Origin of the sequence: Bacillus sp. FSL K6-2971, assembly GCF_038006405.1 — a bacterium.
GTDB classification, from domain to species: domain Bacteria; phylum Bacillota; class Bacilli; order Bacillales; family Bacillaceae; genus Bacillus; species Bacillus pumilus.
In genome coordinates this window covers 4,057,454-4,071,597 of record NZ_JBBOVD010000001.1, presented here as the reverse complement: position 1 = coordinate 4,071,597, position 14,144 = coordinate 4,057,454, and the positions used below count along the sequence as shown (strand labels likewise).

The following is a 14,144-nucleotide window of genomic DNA, read 5'->3' as shown; positions in this document are numbered from 1 at the left end:
TTGTCATCTCTCCTTTATTCTTAGTGCTTTTGTTTGACCCGATGCAGTGCGTTGTCTAAGATGACACCAATTTCTGCTAGGGGTTTAGGCTGGCACATGTCTTTGTGCCGGCAATGAATGTCGTGCTGTTCAATTGTTCCGTTGATATAAGGTGCCCATGCTTCGGGATCAATTGGTGTAAACCAATCTGGGATAATAGTAGATCTAAAGAATAATATGTCCCCATGATAAGTTTTTGGCTGATATTCTCCGAGCAATCGAACTGAATTGACATAGGTTTCCTTTAGATTTCTAATAGCATCTTCACTTAAGCTTGCTAGTGCACTGCCATCTTTTTTCAAGATGTCGACGGCACTTTTCATTGTGAGTGGTTCACCTGTTAAGGTATCTGGATCATAACCGCCGAGCGCAAGAAGAGCGATTAATGCTTCTTCTTCATCAGGTGCTTCTTTAATCGGCAAGAAATGGTTCGGATAGGCATCCAGCATCGCAACGAGTGCGATTTCTTCACTTTGCTGCTGGAGCTGTGTAGCCATTGCTTGTACAACGTTTCCGCCTAGTGACCAGCCAAGAAGATGATAAGGACCTTTTGGCTGAATCGTTTGGATGTGCTTGATATAATCCGCAGCCATATCATCTAGTGTGTGCGGGTAGTCATCTTTTCTTGCGATTCCTCGTGCCTGTAATCCATAAATAGGGATGTCTTTCTCTAATGTATTCAAGAGACCTGCATAGCACCAGCTAAGACCACCTGCTGGGTGAACACAGAAGAGAGGATATCTTTCTCCATTTGTTCGCAGAGGCAGCAAGATTTCTAGTGCGTTTTCATCGCTTCCTGTTTCTAGTTTCTCTGCCAAACTTGCAACATTTGGTGCTTCAAACAATGTTCCGATACTTAGTTTGACACCAAGTGCATCACGAATGCGGCTGATTAAACGAACCGCAAGTAAGGAATGCCCGCCAATGTCAAAAAAGCGATCATCAATGCTGATTTTTGGCAAATCAAGCACCTCTTCAAAGAGATGACATAGGATTTCCTCTTTCGGGTTTCTTGGGCCGCGGCCATCCGCTTGCTGTATATGCAATTGAGGTGCCGGCAGTGATTTTTGATCCAGCTTCCCGTTTGCTGTAAGTGGCATGTTATCAATCTGTACATATGCTGCAGGCACCATGTAATCAGGAAGACTGGCTGCGGCAAAATGACGAAGGGTCTCTGTATCGAAATGCTCTTCTTCAGTTGTGACGATATATGCGACTAAGCGCTTGTCACCAGGCTGATGCTCTCGCATAATCACGGCAACTTGTGCAACTGCATCGTGGCGTGCCAGAATGGCTTCGATTTCTCCGAGTTCAATCCTAAACCCGCGTATTTTAATTTGATGATCAGCTCTGCCAATGTAATCAAGTGCCCCATCTTCTGTCCAGCGTGCGAGGTCGCCAGTTCGATACATCCTTGTGCCAGGTGCTCCATAAGGATCGGCAGGGAATCGATCTGACGTCAGGTCAGGCCTGCCTAGATAACCTCTTGCAAGGCCAGCTCCAGCTACATACATTTCACCTGTTGTTCCAGGGGGAACAGGCTGTAGGTATTCATCTAGTACGTAGACGTGTAAATCAGGAATTGGTTCGCCTATTAAGCTGCTGGATTTCTTTGCGATCATGTCTCGATTGAGTACACTGTACGTAACGTGTACGGTGGTTTCTGTAATGCCGTACATGTTAATTAGCTTTGGCTTACAGTCTGAGTGACGGCTGTACCAATCTTCTAATCTGCTAAGCTCTAATGCTTCACCGCCAAAGATGACATAGCGGAGTGATAATGCTTGACCAAGTGTTTGTTGTTCCTTGTCTATCTGCATGAGCTGATAGAAGGCAGAAGGCGTTTGATTAAGCACAGTTACACCCTCCTCGACTAAAAGCTGCAGCATCTCTTCAGGAGAGCGAGAGATGGTATGAGGTACAATGACAAGTCGGCCTCCATATAAAAGGGGTCCCCATATTTCCCATACTGAAAAATCAAAGGCATACGAATGGAACATTGTCCAAACATCTTCTACATCAAAATGGAACCAATGTTCAGTAGATGTCAGAAGACGGATGACATTTTGGTGTGGGATGACCACTCCTTTTGGTTTCCCTGTAGAACCGGATGTATAAATAATATAGGCCGGATGCAGAGAAGATAGCGGCTCAATTCTGTCTATATCAGCCGGATTGTGATTTGGCTTAGTCAGCAATTGACCGCTCGTTTCTTTTTCGTCTAACAAAATCAAATCGCAATCAGCAGGGAGATGCACTGCAGCTGCTTTTGTTGTGATACTGCAAACTGGTTTGGCATCTTGTATCATGTATGCCAGCCTGTCTGCTGGATAGTCAGGATCAAGCGGAACATAGGCTGCGCCTGCTTTATGAACGGCTAATAGGCTTACGAGCATATCGATTGACCTAGGCAGGGCAAGTGCAACGAACTGTTCTGGTCCAACGCCTCTTTCTATTAATAAATGAGCAAGACGATTGGCTTTGTTGTTTAACTCTTCATAGGTGAGTTGCCTCTTGCCATCCGTTACTGCCACTCGATCAGGGTATTGCTGCGCCGTTTTTTCAAATAAGGCTGGGAGACCAGGTGCTTGATCTAACTGAGCGAATGCCTTTTTGTCAGGGAGAAATGTTTGCCGTTCTTTATCTGATAAAATGTTCACTTGACCAATCGGCAGATGTGGGCGCTCAGCTACCTCTGTTAAAAAGCGCTTCATTCTGTCAGCGATTGCTCGAATGGTGCTTTGTTTAAATACATCTGTACTGAATTCAAACAAACCTGTTAATCCTGCTGCTGATCCAGTCTCAGTTCTTTGTTCTGTTAATTCGATGGTCAGATCAAATTTAGCTGACCCTACTGGTTTCACGTAAAGATCTGAGTCAAGTTGTGTCAGCTTCATTTCCGCCTTCGGTGTATTTTGGAAGGCAAGCATGACTTGGAACAATGGATTGCGTGACCTGGATCGGGTTGGATTTAGGATTTCGACTAGCCGTTCAAATGGCAGATCCTGATGCTCATAGGCTGCTAGGTCAACGTCTCGCACTCGCTTCAATAGCTCACTAAAGGTTGGATTACCAGCTGTATTGGTACGTAATACTAGTGTGTTCACAAACAAGCCAACAATGTCGTCAAGTGCATCGTCATTCCGTCCAGCAATTGGACTGCCAATTGGGATATCTGTCCCCGCCCCAAGGCGTGTCAGTAATGCTGCAAGTGATGCTTGAAGCACCATGAACAAGCTCACCTGATGCTGCTTTGCAAGTTCAAGGAGGTTCTGATGTAAAGCGGGTTTAATCGTAAAGTCTATCGTATCACCGTTGAAGCTTCCTTCCTGTGGACGCGGGAAGTCATAGGGAAGTTCCAGTTCTTCTGGAAGGTCATGTAAGGCGCCTTTCCAATAGCTGAGCTGCTTGGCAAATAGACTATCCGCCTCTTCTTCACTGCCCAACAGCTTCTGCTGCCATATAGCATAGTCAGCATATTGAACAGGTTCGGCTGGCAAGGAGATGGATTTTCCTTGTATACGGGCTTCGTAAGCAGCAGCTAAGTCTCGTGTCAATGGTGCAAGTGACCAGCCGTCACCAGCGATGTGATGCAGCAATAGAAGCAGTACGGATCGGTTTGCATCAAGCGTGAATAATTCAGCGCGCAGTGCAGGTTCTTCTTCAATTTTAAAGCTATAGCGAATGGCTTCGTTTAACTGACTCTCAATTTGTTGATCGTTTGAAGCTGTGACATGGAGTTTAGGCTGAACACTTTTCGAATGTAAAATGACCTGTCTTGGCATGCCATTCTTATCCGGAAAAATGGTTCTAAGGGTTTCATGTTTTTCAGTGATATCTGCGAGTGCACCAATTAGAGCTGTTTGATCTAGTGTACCTGTCAGCTGAATGACAAGTGGAATATTGTAAGTTGGACTTGGCCCTTCAAGGCAATGAAGGAACCAGAGCCGTTTTTGGGCAAAGGATAACGGAATCTCTTCTGGCTTGTTTTCTACCTGAAGCGGCGGCCGAATGTCCTTCGCTTTGTCCAAGTGCTGCGCAAGCTCAGCAACCCGAGGTGATTCAAAAATGGTACTCATGCTTATGTCTGCACCGAATGTATCGCGTATACGTCTAAGCAGACGAGCGGCGAGTAAGGAATGTCCGCCTAAGTCAAAGAAACTATCATCTATGCCAATTTGAGATAGGCCAAGGGTTTCTGCAAATAAACTACATAACATGTCTTCTTGTGGTGTTCTAGGTGTACGCTCAGAACTAACTAAAGACATATTTGGTGCTGGTAATGCTTTGCGATCGATTTTTCCATTTGGTGTAAGTGGAAGTTCTGGCAAAACGACAACAGCAGAAGGCACCATGTAATCAGGAAGTAATGCAGCCGCAAACTGCCTGAGCTCTGAAGGGTGCAGAGAAGAGTCGTCTGTCAGCACAACATACGCACAAAGCAGCTGTTGTCCAGGCTGATCCTCACGAACGATAACAGATGTATGCTTTATGGCTTGATGCTGCATTATCACTGTTTCAATTTCACCTAGTTCAATACGGAAGCCGCGGATTTTAATTTGATGATCGGCACGGCTGATATAATCAATTGAACCATCTTCACGCCATCTGGCTAAATCACCAGTACGATACATTCTCGTGCCGCTTGTGCCGAATGGATCAGCGACAAAACGTTCAGCCGTTAAATCATATCGTCCAAGATATCCTCTGGATACTCCTTCACCTGCAATGTAAAGTTCACCGATTGATCCTGCTGGAATTGGGTTTAGTCCTTCATCTAAAATGTAAACGCTCGTATTCCAAATGGGTTTACCAATTGCCGGCCCGCTATTCTCTTGATGTGCTGTGACATTTTCCATCGTAGACCAGATCGTCGTTTCTGTAGGTCCGTACAAATTGGTAATGTCGCATTGAAGAGATTGCAATTTGTGCAAAAGGGAGGCAGGAAGTGCTTCTCCTCCAACAAGAACACGCATACCTGTTATCACGTCAGGGTATTCATCTGCCAACGCATGCCACAACGTTGGTGTTGCCTGCATGATTGTGACAGGATGAGAACGAATCATGTCTGAAAGCTTTGCTGGCTCTTGTATGGTTTCTTTTTTTGCCAATAAAATAGCAGCTCCATGTAAAAGCGGGAGGAACATTTCTAGCCCGGAAATATCAAAGGCAATGGTCGTTACCGCTAAAAGCTGGTCTCCTTGATCTAATAAAAATGAATCTTGCATGGACAATATAAAGTTGATTACATTTCGCTTTGTGACAACAACACCCTTTGGTTTGCCTGTCGATCCTGATGTGTAGAGGATGTAAGCTGGATGATGCAGGGAGCCTTCGTTCCATGTCGGATCGAGATGCGGACTGCCTGCTATCTCCTGTTGAACAGTTGAATCATCCAGTTGAACGATGTGCGGATGCTCCAAACCGTCTGCTGTCTCTTTGAATGTGAGCAAGCAAGCTGGTTTGGCATCTTCTAGCATATAGGTGACACGATCGTTAGGGTAATCAGGGTCTAGTGGCAGATAGGCGGCTCCTGTCTTGACAACGGCTAATAGACTTACGACCATATCGATGGACCGAGGCAGAGCTATTGCGACAAATTGTTCTGGTCCAATGTCACGCTTTTTCAAATAATGAGCCAATTGATTTGCCCGCTGATTCAACTCTTCGTAGGTTAAAGTGATTCCTTCAAACTGTAATGCTTTTGCTTGTGGCGTTTTGCTCACTTGTTTTTCAAATAGTTCCCGTAAAGATTCCTTTGGTAATTCTCGTTTTGTATCATTCCAGTGCTTGAGAATGTTCTCTTTTTCTTTAGACAAAAGAAGGTTGAATTGACTGATCGTCTGATCTTGCTCTAGTCCGGTTATTTCCTCCAGCAATTGAAGAAAACGCTGCTGATGAGCGTCAACTGTTTGCTCTTTGTAAACGGCAGGGTTTGCATCAAAGTCGATTTGAAATCCGTTCCCATCTGCGCGGTCGTATATGTTGATCGATAAATCATCTACCGGGCCTGCTGAAAGATTATGTGCTTGACCAATGCTCTGATCGAATATGAGATCATAATCAAATGGCATGATATTGATTTGCGGGCCGAATAATCGCTGATTTCTTCCGATGAGTTTAAAGTCTCTCCGCATGTCCTCGTGACGATATCTTTGATGAGGGCGAATGGCTTTCAGTTCATCAGATACTTGGCGAACAAGTGCTGAGAGCGTCATTTCTGGTTTGCATGTTAAACGAAGCGGTACTAGGTTCATGACCATTCCGGGTGTTTGCAAGGCGCACGATCCAAGGCGCATCATAACAGGTAATCCTAAAACAATATCATGTGCACCAGTCATACGATGCATATAGAGAGCGGATGCCGCAATAATCATTTCATGCCACGTACCACCGAAGGCAGGAGCATTTTTTTTCATTTTGCTTACCTTTTCGGCATCGTAGTTAGCCGTTTTTCGGATAAAATGATCCGACGTTCTTGGGGCAAGCTCAGCAAGGCTGACAATTTCAGGCTGATCAGCAAAGCGATTTTTCCAAAACGCTCGATCATCTTCATATCGGTTGGACTGTTGATAAGTGATCTCCTCTTGGACTACGTCATGTAAGGCTCCAAATGTTTGAGGAGGCACAGGTGCCCCTTTCGATAGGGCTGAATAGACCTCAGCAACACGACGTGCAATGAGCGAAAAGGCGAATCCATCAATGGCAATGTGATGAATGCGCTGATACCAGATAAAACGGTCGTCAGCAAGTTGAAAAAGTACTTCACGGAATAATACATCTTTCTCTAAAGAGACTGGCGTTGAAAGATCTGCCTTCATCCATGCTTTAGCCGCATCAAGCGGCTGTTTTTCATTTTGTAAATTGATAGATTGAAATGGAATCTCTTTCTTAGATATCAACCATTGCTTTGGACCGTCAGTATCCTCAACGAAGCGCATATACAAGGAATCTGCTTCTAAGACAGTCTTTCTAATGGCTGCTTCAAAGTGTACGGGATCAATTGGACCTTTAATATCTATATACTCAGCTGTATTGAAAATAGGATTAGATGGATCAAGCTGCCGCGCATACCAAATGCCTGATTGGGCACCGGTTAGTGGGAATGAATCGACTGACTGGATCGACAAGGGTCTATACCTCCTTTACAAGTAATCGATATTTGGGATAGATGGCTGTTTTTCTGGGAAAAGAAGAGCTCGCCAATGAGTGAGCGTTGGATTAGCTGCAAGCTCAACGAAATTGACTGTCGCTCCTTGCTGTCTCCATTTTTCCGCTAGACTCATCATTCGAATAGAATCAAGTCCAAGATAGACGAGATTCTCGTCAAACGGTATTTCATTCGGCTCGATTTGGATATACTCAGCTACTTGGTGAACGATAGCATCAAAGGATAGATCATCACCGTCTGCTTCCTGTCCTGTTAAACGACTAATGATTTGGCTTGTCGTTGTGGTCACCGCACAGCGTTCAGCTGCATAGGTCATTGCCATTTTGTGATGCTTAAGTGAAAAGTCAGCGACGGCATCGGCGACAAAAAAGGTTTCAATATCGAGCATGAATGCTTCTGCGGCTGTCAGCATACAGCCAATATGTGCATATACGCCAGTAATGATCAGTTGATCACGCCCGCCTTCGTGAAGAATATCTAAAAAATTGGATTTTTTGAATGCGCTATAACGCCATTTTGTCAGCATTGTATCTGCTTCAGATGGAGCAAGCTGATCAATGATTTTTGTCAATGCTTCATCATCACCAAGTCCAGGCCCCCAAAAATCTGTTAATAAGGCACGATCCTTCGGGTCTTGGTCACCAGGTTGAGCTGTATAGACGACAGGAATGCCAAGTTCTTTGCATGTATCACGTAATTGTTCAATATGCTGCACTAACTCTGTGATCGGTGATGTATCTTGTTGAAATGCATTTAAAAAATATTGCTGCATGTCATGTATTAGCAGGACAGCACGTTTCGGATCAGGGATCCAGTTCACTTTATTTTCGGGTAAATCTTGTATGCTTGGCATTGGATACGCAGGAATAGTAGGGATTGCCATGGTTTTCACTCCTCTTTTTTTATACGTTGGCAGTATGGATTGAAGCTAATTCTCTTAATGCTTTTTTACTGACTTTGCCTACACCTGTTTGTGGGAACGCATCGATCCATTCAATGCGGTCGGGAATTTTATAGGCAGCGAGCCCGCGTTCTCTTAGAAATGACTTTAAGGCGTGTGGTGCTGGCTTGTTGTTTCCTTTCGCAATAACAAAGGCACATGAGCGTTCGCCAAGAAACGGATCTGGCATGGACACCATGGCGGCATCATGAATGTCAGGATGCGCAAGTAAATGATTTTCAACTTCTTCAGCGGCAACCTTTTCGCCGCCACGATTGATTTGATCCTTGTCTCTGCCTTCTACTACCACATTTCCTTCTTTTGTTAATCGCACGATGTCACCTGTTCTGTAAAAACCATCGGCTGTAAATGCTTTCTTGTTTTGTTCATCGGCTTTATAGTAGCCGCGAATCGTATAAGGTCCTCTTGTTAAAAGGTGTCCAGCCACTTCATTCGGGACGGGCTTGTCCTCATCATCTACCACTAGTACCTCATCATATTCAGACATCGGGCGTCCTTGTGTGTGAATAATGACATGTTCAGGATCATCCAATCTGGTATAGTTGACCAGACCTTCGGCCATGCCAAAAACTTGCTGTAACTTACACCCAAGGGCAGGCATCACTCGTTTTGCTGCCTCGGCGCTTAATTTAGCACCACCGACTTGTAAGACCTCAAGGCTCGATAAGTTATCTGATCGATGAGGAGCAGCCTCTAGCCAAATCAATGCGATAGGTGGAACGACAGCGGTAATGGTCACCCGTTCTTTTTCAATGAGTGGAAAGACGACATCAGGGCTTGATCCAGTTGCAAGAACGACTCTTCCACCAGCGTATAACGTCCCAAGGACTCCAGGTGAGCTTAATGGATAATTGTGTGCTACTGGAAGTGTAGCTAGATACACACTATCTTTTGTAAGCTCGCACACCTCATTGCTTTTCCAAAGACTATACATATAGTCATCATGTGTACGAGGTATGAGCTTAGAAAGGCCTGTGCTGCCTCCTGATAACTGAAGAAATGCAATATCGCTTGCCTCTACATGAATTTGAGGATCAAGTGCTGGGTCCTTGCGCAGATCATCCAAGTCAAGGAATTCCTCAGCCTTCCCTGCAACAATGACATGAGGTAATGAGGGAAGCTTTTCTTTCACTTGACGTGCGAGTGATCGATAATCAAAGCCATCATGGATATCTGGTATGACATATGCGTCTGCTTCGGCAAACTCAATAAAATAAGTGATTTCGCTGCTTCTATGAGATGGCAGTGAGAAGACGGGTAAAGCACCGATTCGAAATAAAGCGAAAATGACTTCAAAAAAAGCAGGAATGTTAGGAAGCTGCACGACAACTCGACTGCCCTTTTGAATTCCAAGCTGATGGAAACCGGCGGCAAGACTGCTGACACGCTCATCAAGTTCTTGGTAGCTCATGTGCGTATCAGCGTATGTAATCGCAGTTTTATTCCTTAACGATACGGCGCGTTCACGAAGCATACCGCCAAAGGTTTCTCCACGCCAACAGCCGTTTTCACGGTAGCGTTTTGCAAATTCTTCTGGCCATGTAGGTGGTTGAACAAACATGTTTTTGTCATCTCCTATGTATTTTTATAGCTGATGGATGCCCATCGCACGAAGCATCGTGTTAAATTTTGCAGATGTTTCGGCTAGCTCTTCTTCTGCCTTAGATCCTTTGACCACTCCTGCACCAGCAAAGAGGCGAAGGGATTGACCCTCAGCTTCTGCACAACGAATGGTGACAATCCAATCACCATCACCATTTGCATCTGCCCAGCCGATCATTCCTGTGAAAAATCCTCGATCGAAGGGTTCAATTGCTTGGATTGCTTCACGTGCATCTGCTGTAGGTGTTCCGCATACTGCGGGTGTTGGATGAAGGCTCAGCGCTAAATCAATTGAGGATACACTGGAATCTGCTAATTCACCTTTTACGACAGTAGATAAATGCCACATCGTTTCTGTTTGTATGACGGATGGTGATGCGGGCACATCTAACTTACGACAGTAAGGAGCAAGCGCTTTAGTGACAGCGTCGACAACCACTGCATGCTCGTGTAAATCCTTCGCTGAAGTAAGGAGTTCATCGTGACGGCGCTGGTCTTCTACTGGATCTGAACTACGCGGCCGAGAACCAGCGAGTGGATTGGAAATCACAGATGAACCCGTTTTTGAAAGAAGCAGCTCAGGACTTGCCCCAAGAAGTGTGCGCTTTTGGGGAGATTTCGGATCAGCTACATTTGCAGCAAACGTATAGCCAGTCGTATTGTGACGAGCCAGCCGTTCGAGTATTGCTTTCGTATGAATGTCTTGATTTGATTTGAGATGGAGAGATCGAGAAATGACGATTTTGCTAAGCTCTCCTTTTTCAATTTTAGCTAACCCTTCGTTCACACCATTCATGTAGACTTCAGGAGAGGGGACAGGTGTCACCTCATATGATGGCGATGTCACTTCCGATTCCTCATCACCTTGATGAAATTCGAGTGGATCACTAAACTGTACATGGATTGGCACATTTAAACGAACGGGTTGCGCCGGATCAAACGGAACAGCACCAGCAATAATCGGTGCTTGAATACCAGCTTGTTTGGCAGTGTCAAATACGTGCGCTACCCTTGTGGATAGTTCATTGAGCTGATTGGTTTCAATATGCTGGAAAATCCCTTCGGCAAGTATCGTGCGTTTAGGGGAAGCAAGGAAAAAAGCGCCTGGCTGATAGTCTTGAATCAACTGTTCTTTTTCTTCTGACGACAATAATGAATGTTTCATGAAAAGGCCTCCTTTTTGATAAAATGCTAGATTCCGAGTGTTGCGCCACCATCAATCGTGAGATTCTGCATCGTAATATGACTGGATTGTTCAGATGCAAAGAAGATGACTGCATCAGCGATGTTTTGAGGATCAGCGATTTTTTGTAAAGGAATACCGGTTTTATACGTCTCTAATGACCCTTTGATCACATGGTCTGCGCCTTGTTCATCAGACCATAAAGCCCATTGCATAGGTGTTGCGGTAGAGCCAGGAGAGACAACATTGCATCTGATTCCATAGTCTGCCAGCTCTAATCCAAGCGTTTTTGTAAAGGAAGTAGCTGCTGCCTTTGAAGCGGCATAGGCAGCCATATTCATTCTAGGAATGGCACCTGCGTTAGAGCTGACGGTCACAATGACCCCTGCTGATCTTTTCATCATGTATTTGGAGACAGCTTGTGATACATAAAAGACACCATGTGTGTTGACTGCGAAGGTTTGTTGCCAGTCATCTGCACTAAGCTGGTCAATAGAACTAATTCGAAGAATGCCTGCTACATTGACTAGTAAATAAATGGGTCCAAGCTGTTTTTCAATTTGATTGATAATGTGCTGAACAGATGCTTGATCGGTAATGTCACCTGGATAGGCAAAGGCACGTATGCCTTCATCCTTCATTTGCTGGACGGTGCTTTGCAGCTGATCTTCATTTGCGTCAACTGCTGCAATGATCGCACCTTCATCGGCTATTCTTTTTGCGACTGCTTGTCCGATACCTTGCCCTGCGCCTGTGACAAGGGCAATCTTTTGAGATAGACCACTATGTTTCATACGTTCACTACCTTTCTTTCATGTCTGTGGTTGTTAAAAGATCATCATGATAGAGCGCAAAACGAAAAGCGTAATTCATCAGCACCGGTAAAACGGACGTATGTCCTTCTTCAGGGAACTCGTGATAGGCCGTATGTAAGCCATATGAGGATAAAGGCAGCATACGATTTGCTAGTGACTTTGCATGAGCATTCATTTGACATGGATGATGTTTTTCTAACTCACCTACACCTACAAGCAGCCTGACATTCATAGGCACCTGACGTATGCGGTTGGTGAATTGGTATTCTTTTTCTAGAAATAATTTTTTGTTCCAGTGGATAGAAGGACTGCCTGCAATATATGTCTGATAAGCATCAGGGTGCTCAAATAGTGTGTGTAATACAAAAAGACCGCCAAGAGAATGCCCAAACAGTGTTTGACGACTTAGGTTGATCGGAAAGCGTTGCTCGATATAAGGCTTCACAGTCTTTTCTAAAAAAGAAAAGAAAGCAGAGGCCCCGCCATATGTATGGATGGAGAAGTCTTTTCTTTTGCCCCCGATGGAAGCGTCAGGGCTGGAAAGAGTGAGATCATAATGCCTGAGCGGATGATAGGGCGCTTCTGTCTGATAGCCAATTCCAACAATGATGGCAGGTACAACACCTGTTTTTTCAGGTCTTCTTGACTGTAAACGAATGGCTTCGACCATTGTGCCAAAAAGTGAATTCCCATCAAGCACGTACATGACTGGAAAACCAGCCGCTGGAGGAGTAGTATTCGGTTTAAATATAAAAAGTCTGTATGGGTGTGCTGTGATATCCAGTTGCTCCGTCCCATGTATAAAAAAAGGACGGCTTTCTCCGAAATGTGAATCCTCAGTACCCATTCCTTCAGGGCGTTTGGACATATGTAAAAAATCCCCTTCCTCAAATTGACCCTCATACGATGATAAAAGCAGGCTTGCGGATATAGGATGAGTGTAGAGATTGAAGAAAATGGTTCCTTCAAATGAAAATGATTCTCAATTATCACGCAAGCAAATCAAATGATAATGGTTATCAATTATGAAGTCAAATGTTCATCAAGTTGTGTACTTGATTTTTTTATTCTAATATTCAGAAAATAAAGGACTAACTCACTAACAAATGATTTGAAATAGGGAATATCGGACCTTGTCATTTAAAAATAGGAGAAATGTCAAAAGACCTTGACTGCCTCGGAATTTTTACCATTTTCTTCTGTTTGATACAGGAATAAATATGGGCTTTTCTTCTTGAAATGATTTTGAGGAAAAATAAGTCTATAGACTCATTTGTATTTTTAGGGACATTGAGGAGGATTTTGCGAAAAGTAGGTGATCTCATATCTCAAAACTGATTCAATAGTATGCACAGCTTTTTTAAGAGTGGCGAATGATAACAATTAAAAAAAGTAAGGGATGTACCCTTACTTTTTAATTCTGTAAACACCATTCAATTAGAATCCATCTGTGACATCATATTCGTAACGGATATCGGCTTTGACATTGCTCATAGTAGATCTCGCTGTAGCCTTTGCGTTGTACTTAAAGCTCCATTTTTGCGCGACTTTTAATTGATCTTCAAGAGAAATACGGTAAGAACCACTTGTTGCAGATGAAAAAATGGATTCGTTCCAAATCTTGTTTTCATCAGCCATCAGCTTGTGTGTGACATTTCCTTGGTTAGGCGATTGGGTACTAGTTGTTGAAATGGATTTAACGATTGCATTTATAGGGATAGAAGAATTGCTCGTTAAATCCATTGTAATGACAGAAGAATCAACACCTGAAAAATTCAAAGAAGTATTCCCCAAGTTGGTAGCGGCCCCCGTAAAGTTGAATGTCCCATTTCCAGATTTAATTCGATCTTGAATAGAGACAGTAAAATACATACTCCCTGTATATGTACCACGGGTCACTTTTACAAAATAAGTTTCTGAAGTAGAAGTAACGTCACCAGTATTTGCGAATATAAAGGGCGTTACTGAATCAGGATTAATCACTCTTGATCCTGGCTTAGAACTCTTCGAATTATACACCTCGATTTTCATCCCAGTATATTGCTTATTATACGAACTTCTGACATAAACTCTTTCACCCTTATTGATCGTAAACTGATAATACGCTTCATTTTCACCTTCAGGTAAGATTGTGGTGTCTGAACGACTATTTTTCCAATATCCCATTGAACTTGCTGTATTAGGGCTGTTATTCCCTGTAATCGCTGCTTCCGCTGAATTAGGTGCAAAAAAACTAGTAACAAGCACTAATAATAATGCAGGTAATAAAAAACGTTTGAAGATAGTATTTGTCATATTTTAACCCTCCTTGTAACAATTACTATATCGGATCAAAACTAACAAATTTTAACTGAATTGCCGATATATTTAATA

General features: G+C 43.7%; 7 protein-coding genes. All 7 read right to left on the bottom strand.

Going from position 1 to position 14,144, the window contains the following annotated elements; translation table 11 throughout:
- Nucleotides 1–20: 20 nt before the first annotated feature.
- A complete protein-coding gene (locus MHI33_RS21535) occupies nucleotides 21–7,169 on the bottom strand; it encodes an amino acid adenylation domain-containing protein (protein ID WP_106067525.1) in 7,149 nt (2,382 codons plus the stop codon).
- A gap of 15 nt (nucleotides 7,170–7,184) precedes the next feature.
- On the bottom strand, nucleotides 7,185–8,093 hold the full coding sequence (locus MHI33_RS21530) for an isochorismatase family protein (protein WP_065097588.1): 909 nt from the start codon (nucleotides 8,091–8,093) through the stop codon (nucleotides 7,185–7,187).
- Nucleotides 8,094–8,112: 19 nt separating this feature from the next.
- Nucleotides 8,113–9,732, bottom strand: coding sequence for a (2,3-dihydroxybenzoyl)adenylate synthase (locus MHI33_RS21525; protein ID WP_065097589.1), 1,620 nt, complete (start codon nucleotides 9,730–9,732; stop codon nucleotides 8,113–8,115).
- A gap of 24 nt (nucleotides 9,733–9,756) precedes the next feature.
- The gene (gene dhbC / locus MHI33_RS21520; protein WP_065097590.1) at nucleotides 9,757–10,938 is read right to left on the bottom strand and encodes an isochorismate synthase DhbC; all 1,182 of its coding nucleotides are present in this window, start codon (nucleotides 10,936–10,938) and stop codon (nucleotides 9,757–9,759) included.
- A gap of 26 nt (nucleotides 10,939–10,964) precedes the next feature.
- Nucleotides 10,965–11,750, bottom strand: coding sequence for a 2,3-dihydro-2,3-dihydroxybenzoate dehydrogenase (locus MHI33_RS21515; protein WP_340913715.1), 786 nt, complete (start codon nucleotides 11,748–11,750; stop codon nucleotides 10,965–10,967).
- A 7-nt stretch (nucleotides 11,751–11,757) separates the two neighbouring features.
- A complete protein-coding gene (locus MHI33_RS21510) occupies nucleotides 11,758–12,639 on the bottom strand; it encodes an alpha/beta hydrolase (protein WP_319610054.1) in 882 nt (293 codons plus the stop codon).
- A 569-nt stretch (nucleotides 12,640–13,208) separates the two neighbouring features.
- On the bottom strand, nucleotides 13,209–14,066 hold the full coding sequence (locus MHI33_RS21505; RefSeq protein WP_113767966.1) for a hypothetical protein: 858 nt from the start codon (nucleotides 14,064–14,066) through the stop codon (nucleotides 13,209–13,211).
- Between the last annotated feature and the right edge of the window lie 78 nt (nucleotides 14,067–14,144).